Annotated in this window: 12 protein-coding genes; 6 read left to right on the plus strand and 6 right to left on the minus strand. The window is 71.2% G+C overall.

Features of this window, described 5'->3' with window-relative positions; genetic code table 11:
- Positions 1–52 precede the first annotated feature (52 nt).
- Positions 53–3,913 (plus strand): Pls/PosA family non-ribosomal peptide synthetase, encoded by a 3,861-nt coding sequence (locus AB0J66_RS36990; protein ID WP_364671148.1) that lies wholly within the window; start codon positions 53–55, stop codon positions 3,911–3,913.
- A complete protein-coding gene (locus tag AB0J66_RS36995) occupies positions 3,910–5,223 on the plus strand; it encodes a M1 family metallopeptidase (protein ID WP_364671151.1) in 1,314 nt (437 codons plus the stop codon). The genes AB0J66_RS36990 and AB0J66_RS36995 overlap by 4 nt, the downstream gene beginning before the upstream one ends.
- A 44-nt stretch (positions 5,224–5,267) precedes the next feature.
- Here AB0J66_RS36995 and AB0J66_RS37000 read toward each other — a convergent pair whose 3' ends face one another.
- The 3 genes from AB0J66_RS37000 to AB0J66_RS37010 form a co-directional block, all read right to left on the minus strand.
- Positions 5,268–5,702 (minus strand): hypothetical protein, encoded by a 435-nt coding sequence (locus tag AB0J66_RS37000; protein WP_364671154.1) that lies wholly within the window; start codon positions 5,700–5,702, stop codon positions 5,268–5,270.
- Positions 5,703–5,833: 131 nt separating this feature from the next.
- Positions 5,834–6,337, minus strand: a complete 504-nt coding sequence (locus AB0J66_RS37005) for a siderophore-interacting protein (protein ID WP_364671156.1) — start codon at positions 6,335–6,337, stop codon at positions 5,834–5,836.
- Positions 6,338–6,340: 3 nt separating this feature from the next.
- Positions 6,341–7,966 carry a CocE/NonD family hydrolase gene (locus tag AB0J66_RS37010; protein WP_364671159.1) on the minus strand — a complete coding sequence of 542 codons (1,626 nt, stop codon included), beginning with the start codon at positions 7,964–7,966 and terminating at the stop codon, positions 6,341–6,343.
- A 36-nt stretch (positions 7,967–8,002) separates the two neighbouring features.
- On the opposite strand from AB0J66_RS37010, the gene AB0J66_RS37015 reads away from it, so the two are divergent.
- Positions 8,003–10,720 (plus strand): glycoside hydrolase family 2 TIM barrel-domain containing protein, encoded by a 2,718-nt coding sequence (locus AB0J66_RS37015; protein ID WP_364671162.1) that lies wholly within the window; start codon positions 8,003–8,005, stop codon positions 10,718–10,720.
- On the opposite strand, the gene AB0J66_RS37020 is transcribed toward AB0J66_RS37015, so the two are convergent.
- Positions 10,668–11,642 carry a TerC family protein gene (locus AB0J66_RS37020; protein ID WP_364671165.1) on the minus strand — a complete coding sequence of 325 codons (975 nt, stop codon included), beginning with the start codon at positions 11,640–11,642 and terminating at the stop codon, positions 10,668–10,670. The genes AB0J66_RS37015 and AB0J66_RS37020 overlap by 53 nt on opposite strands.
- Before the next feature lie 190 nt (positions 11,643–11,832).
- A complete protein-coding gene (locus AB0J66_RS37025; RefSeq protein ID WP_364671168.1) occupies positions 11,833–12,894 on the minus strand; it encodes a DUF2293 domain-containing protein in 1,062 nt (353 codons plus the stop codon).
- A gap of 61 nt (positions 12,895–12,955) precedes the next feature.
- On the opposite strand from AB0J66_RS37025, the gene AB0J66_RS37030 reads away from it, so the two are divergent.
- Both AB0J66_RS37030 and AB0J66_RS37035 read left to right on the plus strand, forming a co-directional pair.
- The gene (locus tag AB0J66_RS37030) at positions 12,956–13,555 is read left to right on the plus strand and encodes a dihydrofolate reductase family protein (protein WP_364671171.1); all 600 of its coding nucleotides are present in this window, start codon (positions 12,956–12,958) and stop codon (positions 13,553–13,555) included.
- Between the two features lie 107 nt (positions 13,556–13,662).
- Positions 13,663–16,611, plus strand: coding sequence for a family 16 glycoside hydrolase (locus AB0J66_RS37035; protein WP_364671174.1), 2,949 nt, complete (start codon positions 13,663–13,665; stop codon positions 16,609–16,611).
- A 41-nt stretch (positions 16,612–16,652) separates the two neighbouring features.
- Here AB0J66_RS37035 and AB0J66_RS37040 read toward each other — a convergent pair whose 3' ends face one another.
- On the minus strand, positions 16,653–17,291 hold the full coding sequence (locus AB0J66_RS37040) for a TetR/AcrR family transcriptional regulator (RefSeq protein ID WP_364671177.1): 639 nt from the start codon (positions 17,289–17,291) through the stop codon (positions 16,653–16,655).
- Positions 17,292–17,353: 62 nt separating this feature from the next.
- Between AB0J66_RS37040 and AB0J66_RS37045 the strand changes: the two genes are divergently transcribed.
- The gene (locus tag AB0J66_RS37045) at positions 17,354–17,851 is read left to right on the plus strand and encodes an ester cyclase (protein WP_364671180.1); all 498 of its coding nucleotides are present in this window, start codon (positions 17,354–17,356) and stop codon (positions 17,849–17,851) included.
- Positions 17,852–17,869 lie beyond the last annotated feature (18 nt).

Genomic DNA, 17,869 nt, shown 5'->3' on the forward strand with positions numbered 1-17,869 from the left:
CGTGCGCCTGGCCGACGTGAACCCGCAGTGGTGGAGATGGAGCTAACGCCCGGTGACCGTGACGACTGACCTGCGCCTGATCGACCTTCCCGAGATCGCGTTCGCGCCGGAGGCTCCGGCGCTGTTCCACTCCCGTTCCACTCCGGTCAGGCGCACGCTCGTCGACATCCTCGACGCCACCGTGCAGGCCCACGGGGGCGCCCCCGCCCTCGACGCCGGCGGCCGCGTGCTCACCTACCGCGAGCTGGCCGACGAGGTCGAGGCGGTGCGGGTCACGCTCGCCGGGCACGGGATCGGGGTCGGCGACCGGGTCGGCATCCGGGTCTCCTCCGGCACGGCCGAGCTCTATCTGGCGATTCTGGGCGTGCTGGCCGCCGGCGCCGCGTACGTGCCGGTCGACGCCGACGACCCGGACGAGCGGGCCGAGCTGGTCTGGGCCGAGGCCGGAGTGGCCGCGGTGCTCGGTGACGGTTTGAGTGTCGCTCCGAGGCGTACCCCCGAGGGCCGGCCCGGACGGCCCGGACCGAACGACGACGCCTGGATCATCTTCACCTCCGGCTCCACCGGCACCCCGAAGGGTGTCGCCGTCTCGCACGCCTCGGCCGCCGCGTTCGTCGACGCCGAGGCCGGGCTGTTCCTGACCGGCGACGACACCGAGGCGATCGGGCCGCGCGACCGGGTCCTGGCCGGGCTGTCGGTCGCCTTCGACGCCTCGTGCGAGGAGATGTGGCTCGCCTGGCGGAACGGCGCCTGCCTGGTGCCGGCCGCCCGCTCGCTGGTCCGCAGCGGCGTCGATCTCGGCCCGTGGCTGGCCGAGCAGCGCATCACCGTCGTCTCCACCGTGCCCACGCTGGCCGCGCTCTGGCCGGCCGAGGCCCTCGACGAGGTCCGGCTGCTGATCTTCGGCGGCGAGGCCTGCCCGCCCGAGCTGGCCGAGCGGCTGGCCGTCGAGGGGCGCGAGGTCTGGAACACGTACGGGCCGACCGAGGCCACCGTCGTCGCCTGCGCGGCGCCGCTGACCGGCGAGGGTCCCGTGCGCATCGGGCTGCCGCTGGACGGCTGGGAGCTGGCCGTGGTCGACGCGGCCGGTCAGCCGGTCGCGATGGGCGAGACCGGCGAGCTGGTCATCGGCGGCGTCGGCCTGGCCCGCTACCTCGACGCGGCCAAGGACGCCGAGAAGTTCGCGCCGCTGCTGTCGCTGGGCTGGTCGCGGGCGTACCGCAGCGGCGACATCGTGCGGGCCGAGCCCGAGGGGCTGCTGTTCCTCGGCCGCGGCGACGAGCAGGTCAAGCTCGGGGGCCGGCGGATCGAGCTGGGCGAGATCGACGCGGCGCTGCAGGCGCTGCCGGGGGTGGCCGGCGCGGCCGCCGCGATCAAGAAGACCGCCGCCGGCAACCAGCTCCTGGTCGGCTATGTCGTGCCGCGCGAGGGGTTCGACCACGCCGCGGCGACGGCCCGCATCCGCGAGCAGCTTCCGGCCGCGCTGGTGCCGCTGCTGGCCGAGGTCGACACGCTGCCCACCCGAACCTCCGGGAAGGTGGACCGGGCGGCTCTCCCGTGGCCTTTGGTCGTATCTTCGGACTCAACCGAAATGACGGCCACGGAAACCTGGCTCGCCGACGGCTGGGAGCAGATCCTCGGTCTGCGCCCCTCGAAAAGCGATGCCGACTTCTTCAGCAACGGCGGCAGCAGCCTCAACGCGGCCCAGCTGGTGGCCTGGATCCGGCTCAAGCATCCGCAGGTCGCGGTGGCCGACGTCTACCAGAGGCCGCGGCTGTCCGAGATGGCGGCGGCGCTCGACGCGCTGGTGGCGACCCAGACCGTCCGCCGCGAGATCAAGCCGGCGCCGCGCCGCACCGGACTGTTCCAGGCGCTGCTGATGGCGCCCATGCTGGCCCTGGTCGGCCTGCGCTGGCTCACCGTGGCCGCCACCCTGCTCAACCTGACCTCGTGGGGCCCCGGGATCTCCTGGTGGTGGATCGCCGCCGGCTGGCTCGTGCTGTTCAGCCCGGCCGGGCGGATCGCCATCGCCGCCGGCGGGGCGCGGTTGCTGCTGCGCGGCGTCGGCAAGGGCAACTATCCGCGCGGCGGCAGTGTCCATCTGCGGCTGTGGGCGGCCGAGCGGCTGGCCGAGCTGACCGGCGCCACCGGCGTGGCCGGGGCGGGCTGGATGATCACGTACGCCAAGGCGCTCGGCAACCAGATCGGCCGCGACGTCGACCTGCACTCCGCCCCGCCGGTCACCGGCCTGCTCAAGCTGGGCCGGGGCGCGGCCGTCGAGCCCGAGGTCGACCTCTCCGGCTACTGGGTGGACGGCGACGTCGTCCGGGTCGGCAAGGTCCGCATCGGCGCCGGCGCCCGGGTCGGCGGCCGCAGCACACTCATGCCCGGCGCCCGCGTCGGCAAGGGCGCGCACATCGACGCCGGCTCGACCGTGACCGGGGCCGTGCCCGCGAACAAGCGGTGGGCCGGCTCGCCCGCCGCGCCCGCTCCCTCGAAGGACGGGGCGGCCTGGCCGGCGCAGCGCCCGCCGCGCCGTTCCCGCCTGTGGGTGGGCGTCTACAGCGTGACCGCCCAGCTGCTGGGCCTGCTGCCGGTGATCGCCGTGCTGCCCGCGCTCGCCCTGCTCGGGTGGGCCGTCACCGACGGGCCCGACCTCGGGGCGGCGCTGCTGGTCGCGCCGGTCGCGGCGGTGGCCTACTTCCTGACGTACGCGCTGCTCGTGCTGGCCACCGTCCGGCTGCTCAGCGTCGGTATCCGGGCCGGCTACCACCCCGTCCGGGGCCGGGTGGCCTGGCAGGTGTGGACCACCGAGCGGCTCATGGGCATGGCCCGGATCGCGCTCTTCCCGATCTACGCCAGCCTGTTCACACCCGTGTGGCTGCGGCTGCTCGGCGCGAAGATCGGCCGCAACGCGGAGCTGTCCACGGTCCTGGCCCTGCCCAAGATGACGACCGTCGAGGACGGCGCGTTCCTGGCCGACGACACGATGGTCGCCACCTACGAGCTGAGTCACGGCTGGCTACGGGTCGCGCCGGCCCGCATCGGCAAGCAGGCGTTCCTCGGCAACTCGGGCATGGCCGCGCCCGGGCGCTCGGTGCCCAAGCGCGGGCTGGTCGGGGTGCTGTCGTCGGCCCCGCGCAAGGCGAAGAAGGGTTCGTCGTGGCTGGGTGCCCCGCCGATGCCGCTGCGGCGCACCGTCGAGTCGGGCGACGCCAGCCGGACGTACGCCCCGCCTCTCCGTCTCAAGATCGCCCGCGCGGCCATCGAGCTGTGCCGGATCATCCCGGTGATGGTCGCCGGCGTGCTGGGTGTGCTGGTGCTGGCCGCGCTCGACGTGATCTGGCGGGCCACCAACGGCTGGGTGGCCGCAGCCACCGCCGGTCCGGTGCTGTTCGCCGCGGTCATCGCCGGCGCCCTGCTCGCGACGCTGATGAAGTGGCTGCTGGTGGGCCGGTTCCGGGTCACCGAGCACGCGCTGTGGACGTCGTTCGTCTGGCGCAACGAGCTGGCCGATACGTTCGTCGAGGTCCTGGCCGCGCCGTGGCTGTTCCGCGTCGCCGCCGGCACCCCGCTGCTCAACATCTGGCTGCGGACGCTCGGCGCGAAGATCGGCCGTGGCTCGTGGCTGGAGACGTACTGGCTCCCCGAGTACGACCTGGTCACCCTTGGTGAGGGGGCCACGGTCAACCGGGGGTGCGTGGTGCAGACCCACCTCTTCCATGATCGGATCATGGCCATGGATGAGGTCACCCTGGCCGAGGGGGCCACGCTCGGCCCGCACGGCATCGTGCTGCCCGGCGCCGGCATCGGCGCCCGCACCACCGTCGGCCCCGGCTCGCTGGTCACCCGCGGCGACGTGGTGCCGGCCGACAGCCGCTGGCAGGGAAACCCGATCGCGACCTGGCAATGACGCCTCCGGGCACCGACCGCTCCACCGACTCGTACCTGCCCACCCACGGCAACGGCGGCTACCGGGTGCTCCACTACGACCTGGAGCTCGACTACCGGGTCGTGTCGAACCGGCTCGCCGGGAAGGCGACCATCACGGCGCAGGCCGTGCAGTCGCTGTCCCGGTTCAGCCTCGACCTCGGCGTCTTCCGCGTGCAGGACGTCCGGATCGACGGCCGGCGCACCCCGTTCACCCACCGCGGCGGCAAGCTGCGGATCAAGCCGGAGAAGACCCTCGGTTACGGCTCGACGTTCAAGATCGAGGTGCGGTACGCGGGCGCGCCCGTGCCCATCTCGGGACGCTGGGGCGACATCGGCTGGGACGAGCTGACCGACGGCGCCCTCGTGGCGAGCCAGCCCAACGGGGCGCCGTCGTGGTTCCCGTGCAACGACAAGCTCGAGAAGGCGACCTACCTGGTCACGCTGACGGCCCCGACCCCGTACACGGTCGTGGCCACCGGCGACCTGGTCTCCCGCCGCCGCGGCGCCGGCAACACCACCTGGGTGTACGAGCGGACCGAGCCCACCCCGCCGTACCTCATGGGTGTGCAGATCGGCCGTTACGAGCTGCTGGACCTCGCGTCGGGCCCGGTGCCGCAGCGCGCCGCCATCCCACCCCGCCTGCGCAACCTGTTCCGCCACGACTTCGGCCGGCACGGGGAGATCATGGCCGTGCTGACCGACATGTTCGGCCCGTACCCGTTCCGCGAGTACGTCGTGGTGGTCGCCGACGACGACCTCGACGACCCGATCGAGGCCCAGGGGATGGCCGTCTTCGGCCGCAACCACCTCGACGGCTGGCGCACCCACGAACGCCTGGTGGCCCACGAGCTGGCCCACCAGTGGTTCGGCAACAGCCTGACCGTCGCCGACTGGAAGCACATCTGGCTCAACGAGGGCTTCGCCACGTACGCCGAATGGCTGTGGTCCGGCGTCTCCGGCGGCCCGTCGACCGACGCCCTGGCCGCCGAGTGGCACGCCGCCCTGTGGTCCCGCCCGGCCGACGTCGTGGTCTCCGACCCCGGCGTGTCCCGCATGTTCGACCCGGTCGTCTACAAGCGCGGCGCCCTGGCCCTGCACGCCCTGCGCCGCCACGTGGGCGATGCGGCCTTCTTCGCCCTGCTCCGCTCCTGGGTGGCCGAACACCGCCACGCCACGGTGACCACGGCCCAGTTCCGCGCGCATGCGCAGCGCTTTACCACGCAGCCGCTGGACGCCCTCTTCACCACGTGGCTGGACCGCCGCCCGCTGCCGCCGCTCCCACCGCGCTGACCGGCCGCCTGCTACCGCAAGCGGCCGGCCTGGGCGACCCGCTATCAGAGCTTCGTGACGGTGATCGTCCAGTTTCCGCCCTGGCCCCAGGGATCCATGTTCCAGTGCCCGGGCTCGATGTAGTAACTCAGGCCGTTGGGGCCGCCGCTGATGACGCCGAAGTAGCCCTTGCCGACGTACACGCCGGCCACCTCCGACCACTTGATCGGCTGGTAGTGGAAGGTGTCCTGGTTCGGGGGCAGGACCGTGTCGTGGGTGTCCTTGGTACAGGCGCCGTCCGCGAAGTGGATCACGCCGACGCCGACGCTGCTCCGGTTGGTGATCGCGCCGGGCTGGGGACGGGCGGGAATCAACGAGGGACACAACGACGCCGCGGCGGAAACCGGCGCCGCGGCGGCCGACCCGGCTGTGCCGAACATGACGGCGCCGATGACGCCGACTGCCGCCAGGCGCAACAGCACGGAGCTCTTTCGAATCATCGCAACTCTCCCGATCGAGGGGCTTGGTCCACTCCAGCCAATCGATCTCGGCGCCGCGATGACAGTGTTCCGCCTGTTCCGTACAGTTCCGTACTGATCCGCACGCCGTTCGCCCGTGATGTCCGCCGCGGTCAGTCGCGGCCGGCGCCGAAGCCGGGGTGGTTGGGGGACCACTGGGGTTGCGGGTGGACGGCGCGGCGGGGCCAGCCGCGCTGTTCGATGAGGTGGCGCTGCAGGAGGCGGCAGGTGTCGCTTTCGCCGGCGATGTAGGCGGCGCCGGGTGCTGGGGGCAGTTCCAAGTCCTGCACGGCCCGCAGAAAGATGCGGGAAGCGACGGCGGAGGCTTGGCCGCGGTGGACCCACCGGAACGTGGGCGCGGGGAGGGGGACCTCGTCGGCTGGGGTGGCGGCCTCGAAGACGCCGTGGGCGACGGCTGTGCGGGGGAGGGCGGCGTACATGGCCAGCAGCGGGACGGCGCCGGTCTCGTCGCCCAGGAACAGGTGGTGGCGGGCGGTCGGGTCGATGGTGATTTTGGTGCGGGGTGGTTCGAGGGTCAGGCGGTCGCCGGGGGTGGACTTGAGGGCCCACGCGCAGCCAGGTGTGCCGAGGTCGTGCAGGGCGACGCGGAGGACCACCGGTCACTTCGCCAGGACGGGCAGGGTGATGTGGGACGGGTGGGTGGGGTCGTGGAAGATCTCGAAGCGGTTCGTCCGGCCCCGGACCGCGGTGGCGAACGGCTCGTCCGTGCCCATGTTGCGGGCGTAACGCGGGAAAGCGCCGCCGCTGACCTGTACCCGCAGCCGGTGGCCGGCGCGGAAACGGTAGGCGGTCGGGAACAACTCGACCTCGACCGCGAGAACGTCCGGCGAGGCGGAGTCGGCGGGGGTGAGGCGGCGGATGCCGTCGACGACGTTGCGGGAGACGCCCTTCTCGTCGACGTCGCACAGGCGGACGAAGACGTCGGCGTGGGGGAGTTCGGTCCGTACGTGGATGGTGGCCGTCACCGGGCCCACGACGTCCAGCGGCGCCGACAGGACCGGGCCGGTGAAGACCAGCACGTCGCGGCGGGACTCGACCGGGGCGTTGTCGGCCTGCTTGCCGGGTGGCTGCAGCAGCGGGCCACCCACGGTCGGGGTCGGGTCGGCCGGGTTGTAGGTGAAGCGGCTCGGTTCGGCCTCGCCGGGTGAGGACGCGAGACTACGGTCGCCCTGCAAGTAGAGGGGACGGGCCACGGCGGGCGGCGGCCAGGAGTCGAACGACAGCCAGCGGCGGGCCTGCTGCAAGTACACCCGGACGGGCGGGCCCGAGGGCGCCGGTCCGCCGTTCAGGTGATGGTTGAGCCAGGCGACGTCCGTACGGACGACGGTCCTCAACTCGCCGGGCTCGCCGTGCAGCCACGGGCCGACGACCAGGCGGGCCTCGACCCCGGCCGCGCGCAGGGCGGTGTAGTCGGCCAGGTTGCCGGCCAGGAAGAGGTCCCACCAGCCGGTGACCGTGCTGACCGGCGGCATCCGGCTGAGATCGGCCTGGTCGTGGTCGGCCTGGGACCAGAAGGAGTCGTCGGAGTGGGCGACGAAGTCGCGCCAGAACGGCACGGGCGCGCCGGCCACCGCCACGTCCACTGCCTGCAGCGGCAGCTTCCACAGCGCCCGCTGGACCCGGCCCTTGACGCGCGGGTCGGGGAACGGGAACGAGCGCTCCTGCCGGCCGATCTGGGCCGACCAGCTCAGCGCCGTGTGGATCTGCGGGGCGCCGTGCTCGTAGAACAGGCGGTCGGTCACGTTGGCCGACGTGATGTGGGGTGACACGCAGGTCAGCGGCGGGTCCGCGTACGGCGCCACCGCCCATTGGGTGTGCCCGAAGTAGCTGCCGCCGACCATCGCGACCCGCCCGTCGCACCACGGTTGTTTGCGGAGCCAGTCGACGGTGGCCAGCCCGTCGTCGCGTTCGGTGGTGAACGGGCGGAACTGGCCGCCGGAGCCGAACGTGCCCCGGGTGGCCTGCACGAATACCTGGAAGCCGCGGCGGGCCAGCGGGGCCGGGAACAGCTGGCCGAAGGCGCCGGCCCGGCCGTACGGCAGGCGGATCAGCACCACCGGCAGCGGCCCGTCGTGCCCGGCCGGACGGTAGTGGTCGGCCAGCAACGTGACCCCGTCGAGCATCGGCACGCTGACGTCACGCCGTACCTCGTACGGCACCGCCTTGAGGGGGAGTCCCAGCGCGACGTCCGCAGCGAGCCCGGCGGCCCGGGTGAATCGTGCCATCATCGCAACATAGCCGAATGCGGCTACCGTCGCCGTATGAGCGCTGCCTACGAGATCATCGAGCCGCCGACCGGCGCCCTGCCCCCGCGAGCGCGCGTGGCGACGACCGCCGGTGTCCTGTCGCTGGACGGCAGGTGGCGCTTCGCCTGGTCGCCGACCGCGCAGACCGGGCGCGATCCGGCCGATCCGGGCCGGTCCTGGGACGAGATCCCGGTTCCCGGTCACTGGCAGCTGCACGGGTACGGCTCGCCGGCCTACACGAACGTGCGGTACCCGTTCCCGATCGATCCGCCGCACGTGCCCGACGTCAACCCGACCGGCGAGTACCGGCGTGTCGTCCACCGGCCCGAGGAGTGGGACGGGGGCCGGGTGTTCCTGCGCTTCGACGGTGTCGACTCGTGGTTCGAGGTCTGGGTGAACGGCGTCTCGGCCGGGCGCTCCTCGGGCAGCCGGCTGACCGTCGAGTTCGACGTGACCGACCTGCTGACCGGCGGCGACGACGTCCTGGCGGTGCGGGTCCACCAGTGGAGTTTCGGTAGCTACGTCGAGGATCAGGACCAGTGGTGGATGTCCGGCATCTTCCGCTCGGTCGCCCTGCTGCATCGCCCGGCCGGGGGCATCGACGACGTACGGGTCGTGGCCGGCTACGACCACACGACGGGCACCGGCACGCTGCACGTCGAGGCGTCGAGCTCCCTTCCCGTACGGTGGGACGGACCCGACCTGTCCACTGTGGAACCCTGGTCGGCCGAGAATCCGCGGCTGTACCCGTTGCGGATCAGCACCGGCGCCGAGACCGTGACGGTCGACGTCGGCTTCCGGACCGTCCGCGTCGACGGCGACCGCCTGCTGCTCAACGGCCGCCCCCTCGTCTTCCGCGGCGTCAACCGGCACGACTTCGACCCGCACACCGGCCGGGCCGTCTCCCGCGAGCAGATGGAGCGCGACGTCGCCCTGATGAAACAGCACCACATCAACGCCGTACGGACGAGCCACTACCCACCCGATCCGTACCTCCTGGAGTTGTGCGACAAGCACGGCCTGTACGTCATCGACGAGTGCGACATCGAGACCCACGGCTTCTCGCTGGTGGGCTGGCGGGGCAACCCGTCGGACGACCCGGCCTGGGCCGAGGTCTACCTCGACCGGATGCGGCGCATGGTCGAGCGCGACAAGAACGCGCCGAGCGTGGTGATGTGGTCGCTCGGCAATGAAGCCGGCTGGGGCCGCAACCTGGCCGCCAACGCCCGCTGGACGGCCGAGCGCGACCCGACCCGGCCGATCCACTACGAGGCCGACGAGGAATGCGAGGTCGTCGACGTCTACAGCCGGATGTACCCGGGCTATGACGAGCTGGCGGCGATCGGCCGGCACGAGAGACAGGCCCGCGCCTTGCCGATGATCATGTGCGAGTACGGGCACGCGATGGGCAACGGGCCGGGCGGGCTGGCCGACTACGAGGCCATCATCGACGCCCACCCGCGGCTGGCCGGCGGCTTCATCTGGGAGTGGATCGACCACGGGATGGGGGAGGAGGGCTTGTACGGCGGTGACTTCGGCGAGACGGTGCACGACGGCTCGTTCGTCATCGACGGGCTCGTGTTCCCCGACCGTACACCGTCGCCCGGCCTGAAGGAGTTCGCCGCGGTGATCGCGCCGGTGCGCCTGCGGCTGGACGGCGACGACCTCGTCGTGGAGAACCGGTGGAGCTTCACCACCACCAAGGACGTGGTCTTCGCGTGGTCCGCCGCGGCCGACGGCTTGATCGTCGACGAAGGCGTGCTGGCCGTCCCGGTGACCGAGCCGCTCTCCTCGTGCCGCGTGCGGCTGCCGGCGAACGCGTCGACCGTCACCGCCGTTGTCGACGGACATGAGATCTCGTGGATGCAGCGGCCGACTCCCGCCTCAGCGACTTCCGCCTCAGCGGCGCTCGCCACCGGGCCGGCCCGATCGATCCGGCCGGCCATGCTGGGTCCGTTCCCCCTCGAATCGCTCACCCTGGACGCCTGGCGGGCACCGACGGAGAACGACCGGGCCCCCGGCTGGGGCAACAGCGTCTCGATGGAGCGGCGCTGGCGCGAGGCCGGGCTCCATCAACTCGTCGAGCGGATCGTCGAGGAGCGCGAGGACGGCCGCCGTGCCTACTACGGCGCGCCCGGCCTGGACAGCGGCTTCGACGTTGATTTCCGCTGGGCCGCCCTCGGCGACGCGCTGCGGCTCGAGGTCGACATCGACCGCCGCGGCGATGGGGGCCTGCCGCTGCCCCGCCTCGGCGTCACCCTCGCCCTGCGCACGCCCTCGCCGGGGTCGGTGCGGTTCGACTGGCTCGGCCTCGGGCCGGGGGAGGCCTACCCGGATTCCCGCGCCGCCGTCCGGCACGGCCGCTGGGGCATGACGGTCCGGGACGCCCAGACTCCGTACGTGGTCCCGCAGGAGAACGGCAACCGCTCGGCCGTACGCCGTCTGACCCTCTCGGATCCGCGCGGTGCCCTCACCATCGAGGGCGACGAGCCGTTCGAGGCGGCCGTACGACCGTGGTCGACTGCCCAGCTCGAACAGGCCCGGCACGCCTCCGAGCTGGTCGAAGGCGACCTGCTCCACGTACACCTGGCGGCCGGCGTGACCGGTCTCGGCTCGGCCGCCTGCGGTCCGGCCGTACGCCCCGCAGCCGAGTACCGAGCGTCGCAGGCACGCCTCGCCTTCACCCTACGAGCTGCCGGGCCTCGTCCCGGCGATTCGCGACCAGGCTCGTGATGGTGACAGTGATCAGGGTGAGCGCGATGACGCCGAGCGAGGCCAGGGTCGGCACCTCGGGCAGCGACGGCCAGACGCCGTGCGCCCAGTGCAGCACCAGTTTCACCCCGATGAAGGCGAGGATGACGGCCAGCCCGTAGTTGAGGTGGCGCAGCTTGTCGAGCACGTTGCGCAGCACGAAGTACAGCGCCCGCAGGCCCATCAGAGCAAAAGCATTAGTGGCGAAGACCAGGTACGGGTCCTCGGTCACCCCGTACACGGCCGGAACCGAGTCGACGGCGAACACGATGTCGGTCATGAAGACGGCCACCACGACCACGGCCAGCGGGGTCAGGGCCCGCCGCCCGGCCTGGCGGACGGTCAGCTTGTCGCCGTGGTACTCCTTGGTGACCGGGAAGAACCGGCGCATCAACCGGACGCTGCGCATCTGGTCGATGTCGACCTGATGGTCCTCGCCGCGCATCGCGTCCCGCATGACCTTGATCGCGGTGACCAGCAGCACCGCCCCGAACAGCAGGAACGCCCACGTGCCGGCCTGCAGCACGGCCGCCCCGGCCGCGATGAAGACACCCCGCAACACCAGGGCGCCCGCGATTCCGTACAGCAGGACCCGCTGAGCCAGGGCCGAAGGCACGGCGAAGGAGGCCAGCAGCAGCATGAAGACGAACAGGTTGTCCACCGACAGGGACTTCTCGACCACGAAGCCGGTGAAGAACTCGATGGCCGGGGTGCTGCCGTAGACCCACCACAGCACCAGGCCGAACACCGCCGGCAGGGTCAGGTAGAACACCGACCAGCCGACCGCCTCGCGCATCGGCACGTCATGCGGCTTGCGGGTCACGAAGAAATCCGCCACCAGCAGCGCGACCAGCACCACAATGCTGATCACCCACAGCTGCGGCGTAGCGATCGACTCAAGCACAGGGCCCCCTCGGACACACGTCATCGTCCGAGGTCTCCCTCACCCGCTAGAGCACGGGCGAGCGTACGGGGACGTACCGGGACGTCCGTGATGACCGCAGCGCTCTGAGCGAGGTACTCCCCTCGCCGCCGACCCTAGCCAGCGAACCTGTACGCCTCCTGATAGCCCGGTCGTATCCCTTGACCGGAAGCTAGCCGCCCGCCCGCCGCCACCGTTCGAGGACCTGGTCGATGGCGGTGCGGATCTGGGCGCGGGCCTCGTCGCGGGGAACGCCGGACATCAGGAGCTCGTCGTACGGGGTGTCCTGGTGGCGGATCGAGGCGATCACGGCGCGGGTCACGGCGTCCGGGTCGAGGGCGCGGCCGGCGGCGCTGCGGCCGACCCGGCCGCTGCCCCGGACGGCGGCGTGCAGGGCGATCGCGGTGGCGCGCGGGGCCGGGCAGCGGGGGAACAGGTGGGTGATCTCGTCGGCGAACTTGGCCTGGAAGACCTCGTCGGCGGCCTCGCGGCGGACGGCGTCGCGTTCCCGGCGACGGGCCCGGGCGTCCTCGTCGGAGAGGCATTCCTGCTCGGCCTGCTCGACGGCGGCCTGTTCGACCAGCAGGCCCTGCCGGTCGTAGCGCTTGCGGGAACGGTTGAAGCGGACCACGACCGCGGACAGGCGGCTGGCCTTCTTGGCCCGGCGGGTCAGGGCCGCGTCGCCGGCCGGCAGGAACACCAGATGGTCCAGGTCGGCGCAGGTCAGGCAGATCGGCCCGGCGTCCTCCATCATGAGCATGCCGGTGTCGGTCTGCCCGCAGCCGGTGCAGGTGAACTCCTTGAGCGGCACCACGACGACCAGGTCCGGCGCCTTGCTCTGCTTTGCCGTCAGCTGTTCACGCTTGCTCTCGGGCAGATCGGCCGGCGTCCAGTGCGTCCGGTAACGCAGCTCGATCCCGGCCTGGCCGGCGGCGCTGAACTGCAACGGTCGCCGATCACGGGTGGCCGCCACGTACTCCACCTCACTCGCCAGCATGCCCCGACTCGCCACCCAGCGGTGGAAGACCTCCAGCGCGTCCGCGAGCCGATCGCCCGACACCGCCGCCACGGCTTCGATGCTCGCCGCCCGCCCCTGCCGCCACTCGGTCACCGAGCCGGGCGTCACCCACCCCATCCCGGTCAGCACGTCGAGCGGGCTCACATACCGCTGCCGCTGCAGCGCCTGCTCGGCCGCGCCCACCACCCGGCGCTCGAACTTGGTAACCGGCTGCATGCCCGGCAGGCTACTCCGCCGCCGAGCGATGAGTTCGTACGCCGTCCTTGGTCTTAGTGGCATGACCGTGACCGCAAGCTTCTGCATGTCCCTGGATGGATTCGTCGCCCGCCCGGACGGCAGTGTCGGGCCTCTGTTCGACTGGTATACCAACGGCGACGTCGAGGTGCCGATGGTCGGCTACCCGATCACTTTCCGGGTGTCCGCGGCCAGCGCGGACTACCTGCGGGCGCAAATGGACTCGACGCGTGGAAGCGCCTTCGTGTGCGGTCGCCGGGTGTTCGACTACACCGGCGGGTGGGGCGGCCGACCGCCCGGCGGTGGGCGCGCCTTCGTGGTGACCCACCGGGAACCGCCGGCGGACTGGCCGGCCGAGCGACTGGCCCCGTTCACCTTCGTTCACGACGGCGTCGAGAGCGCGATCGCCCAGGCCAGGGCAGCCGGGGACGGCAATGTCGGAGTCTCGGGCCCGAACATCGCCCAGCAGTGCTTCAACGCGGGTGTGTTGGACGAAGTCCGGATCGACCTGGTGCCCGTGTTTCTCGGCGAGGGGATCCGATACTTCGAGAACATCGCCGGCGATAAGGCCGCCCTGGACCGGGTCGAGGTGGTGGAGGGCGACGGCGTGACCCACCTGCGCTACCGCGTGCGGCACTTTTGACTCCAATGAGGAAAGTTCGGGCAGGATCTTCAGAAGTTATGGACGGAGGAGGGAAAGTGGCTCAGGATATTCACAATTTCGAATCTGAGCCGTAACCGGGAGCGCCGATGAAACGTCTGCTCGTGGCCGCCCTGCTCGTTGGAACCTTTACTCCCTTGCCCGCCTATGCCGCCGAGCCGCCCGCGCAGGAGCCGGGGGTCACCCTTCGCACGTATGACATCGGGACGCCGATGAGCAAGGTCTGTGAGCTCAAGCCCGGCCAGACGCCCAATGTGGACAAGCTGATGCCGGCCGTGGACTGGTCGACGACCGAGCAGTTCGGGCTTGAGAACCACTTCGTCACGCACGCGATCGCCAACCTGACCGTGCCGGCCGACGGGGCGTACGTCTTCCGGCTCGTCAGTGACGACGGGTCGAAGCTGTATCTCAACGACAGCCTGCTGATCGACCACGACGGGCTGCACGACGTCGAGCCGCCCGGCGAGGCGACCATCGAGCTGGCCAAGGGCGTCTACCCGCTGCGGATCGAGCACTTCGACCGGGACGGCGGCCAGCGGCTGACGCTGAGCTGGAAGACCCCGGGCGCGAGCGACTTCGCCGTCGTCCCGGCGAGTGCGCTCAGCACCGATGCCGGCGTGGTGCGGGTGACCGCGCCCGGGCGCAAGGAATGCACCTCCGGCGCCGACACGCCAGGCGACGGGCTGCCGCTGAGCACGGTCAACCCGGGCTACGACCTCACCAACCTGCGCCCGCCGGGCTTCGAGCCTCAGGTCACCGGCATCGCGTGGCGGCCCGACGGCAAGATGCTCATCACCACCTGGGGTGGCTCGGACAAGGTGGCCGGCGAGGTCTACCTCGTGGAGAACGTCACCGGGAAGACCGGGCCGGAGCGAGTCACATACAAGAAGCTCGCCGGTGACCTCAAGGAGCCGATGGGCATCGCCGTCGTCGACGGCCTGGTCTACGTGTCGCAGAAGCACGAGCTGACCGAGCTCAAGGACACCAACGGCGATCAGATCCTGGATGTACGGCGTACGGTCGCGGTCTGGCCGTTCGGCGGCAACTTCCACGAGTTCGCGTTCGGGCTGCTCTACAAGGACGGCAACTTCTACGCCAACCTGTCCGTCTCGATCAACCTGGGTGGCGCCACCACGGACCCCCAGCCGGTCGGCGGGCGTGGCACCAGCATCGTCGTGAACCGGAAGACCGGTCAGGTGACCACGGTCGCGGGCGGGCTCCGTACGCCCAACGGTCTGGGCTGGGGCGCCGACGGCGGTCTTTACGTCACCGACAACCAGGGCGGCTGGCTGCCGTCGTCCAAGCTTGTCAGGATCGAGCCGGGCGCGTTCTTCAACCACTACACCAACCCCGACGGGCCGTACGACGCCAAGCCCGTGACCAAGCCGGTGTTGTGGCTGCCGCAGAATCAGATCGCCAACTCGCCCAGCACGCCCGTGCTGCTCAAATCCGGGCCGTTCAAGGGCCAGTTCGTGATCGGCGACGTGACGTACGGCGGGTTGCAGCGCGCCTACCTGGAGAAGGTGAACGGCCAGGAGCAGGGCGCGGTCTTCCGGCACACGCAGGGCCTGGAGGCCGGCATCAACCGGGTGTCGATCGGCCCCGACGGCGCCATCTACGTGGGCGGGCTCGGCGCCGACGGCAACTGGGGGCAGGACGGCAAGCTCCGCTTCGGTTTGCAGAAGCTGACGCCGAACAACAAGACGGTCTTCGACATGAAGAGCATGAAGGCCACGTCGACCGGGTTCGCGATCGAGTACACCAAGCCGCTGTCGGACGAGACGATCGCCAAGCTGCCCACCGCGTACAGCCTGGAGCAGTGGCGTTATGTCCCGACGGCGCAATATGGCGGCCCGGAGGTCGACAAGGAGACGCTGAAGGTGACCGGGGCCAAGGTTTCCGGCGACCGCAGGACGGTCACGCTCACGGTCGAGGGGTTGCGCGCGGACCGGGTCGTGCATCTGCGGTCGCCGCGCCCGTTCGCGGCCCGCGACGGCGAGACACTGTGGAGCACCGAGGCCTGGTACACGCTCAACTCGCTCCCGGGCAAGCAGCCGCAGCAGGTGTTCTACGAGGCCGAGGAAGGCAACCGGGAGGGCGGCGCGTCGCTGGCCAACGACCACCGCGGCTACTCCGGCATCGGTTTCGTGGCCGGCTTCGGCTCGCTCAACGCCGCGACCACCACCCACGTCACGGTCGACAAGGCCGGCGAGTACGCGGTCGGGCTGCGGTACTCCAACGGCCCCAACCCGTTCAGCGGCCCCAAGACGATCAGCGTGCACGTCAACGACCGCAAGGTGAAGCAGATCTCGCTGCCGTCCACGGTGACCTGGGACGAATGGGCCACCGCGACGGAGACGCTGCGCCTGAACAAGGGCGTCAACAAAATCCAGTACCGGGTGGACGCGCTCGACACCGGCCACGTCAACCTCGACCTGATCAGCATCCGCGAACCCGGTAAGCGCATCGTCCTCTACGACGGCCACGGCCTGGACAACTGGCAGCACACCGACGGCCGGCGCCCCGAGTGGCCGATCATCGACAGGACCGCGACCGAGGTGTGCTGCGGCGACCTGCGCACCAAGGAGGCGTTCGGCGACTACAAGCTGCACGTCGAGTTCAAGGTCCCGCTGCTGCCACCGGACGTGACCGGGCAGAACCGCGGCAACAGCGGCGTCTACCAGCAGGAGCGCTACGAGATTCAGATCCTGGACTCGTACGGGGACACGACGCTCGACAACAACGAGGCGGGCGCCATCTACACCGTCAAGGCCCCGGACGTGAACATGGCCACCGCCCCCGAGACCTGGCAGAAGTACGACATCACGTTCCGCGCCGCCCGCTACGACGCGACCGGCGCCAAGACGGCCAACGCCCGCGTGACCGTCGTCTGGAACGGCCGCACAGTACAGAACAACGTGGAGATCCCGAACGGCACCGGCGGCAACATCCCGGAGGGCCCCGCCACCGGCTCCATCCGCCTCCAGGACCACGGCAACAAGGTCCAGTACCGCAACGTCTGGATCGAACCCCAGTAACCCCGCCCCCGAACCCCGCGTGAGGCCGCCTCACGCGGGGTTCAGCGTGGGGTGAGGGCGTCGATGAAGGACTGGGCCAGCCACTGTTCGTAGGCGTCGAGGGACCAGCCGCGGTCGCTGACGAGCAGTTCGTAGAGCTCGGGGGAGATCAGGGTCCAGACGATGTCGGCGGCGTGGGCCGGGTCGAGGCCGGGGCGCAGGCCGCCGGTTTCGGACAGGTGGCGGACGATGGCGGTGGCGCCGAGCAGGCGTTCGTGGTTGATGGTCTCGCGGAAGGCGGCCAGGGTGGGGTCGCCGCCGCGGGCGCCGGCCAGGAGTTTGGCCAGCAGAGGGCCGGCGCGTTCGCTGATGCGGCGCGCGACGAAGGCGTACCGCCGCAGTTTGTCCTTGGGGTTGCCGGCGGCGAAGACCGCCTGATGCTCGGGGCGCTCGATCATCGGGACGGGTTCGTCGTCGCCGGCGAGGGTGACGTCGTAGACGTCCTTGATGAGCGCGGCCTTGGTGCGGAACGTCTTGTAGACCGTCTCGGCCGAGACATCGGCGTGGGTGGCCACGTCGCGCATGGTGACCGCCGAGGGTCCGCGCTCGATGAGCAGTTCGCGGGCGGCGTCGAGGACGCGGCGGCGGGTGAGCCGGGCCTGTTCGGCGCGGCGGGTGTTGTCGTATGGGCGACGAGTCATTGCCTACCGTTCGGCTGTATCGAATACTTCCCAACTGTATCCGATTCCGTTGGGGAGGCATCATGCAGACCGAGCTGTGCGTACGTTCGATGACGATCATGGGTTCCGGCGACCTCGCGGAGCTGGCCGAGGTCGTCCACCCGGAAGCGGTCAACCGGGAGGCGCAGAACGAGCCGCCGGCGTGCCGGGTTCAGGGGCCGGCGGCGTTCGCGGCCACGGCTCGCTGGCTGCGGGACGCTTTCGCCGACCTGCGCTTCGAGATCCACGACACGGTGGCCGACGGCGACCTGGTCGTCGTGCACTGCACGATGTCGGGGCGGCAGGTCGGCCCGTTCGTGGGGTACGACAAGCAGGGTGAGGTGGCCCAGGCGTTCCCGCCGAGGGGCCGCCCGTTCGCGATCACCCAGACCCATTGGTTCCGCTTGAAGGACGGCCTGGTCGTGGAGCACTGGGCCAATCGCGACGATCTCGGCCTGGCGACTCAGCTCGGCTGGGTGCCACCCACGCCGCTCTACCTGTGGCGGATGGCCCGGGCCAGGCGGCGCGCCCGGCGCCTGTAGGGCAGCCGGGCCCGCGTG

Source organism: Actinoplanes sp. NPDC049598, assembly GCF_040675435.1.
In the GTDB taxonomy this organism is placed as follows: domain Bacteria; phylum Actinomycetota; class Actinomycetes; order Mycobacteriales; family Micromonosporaceae; genus Actinoplanes.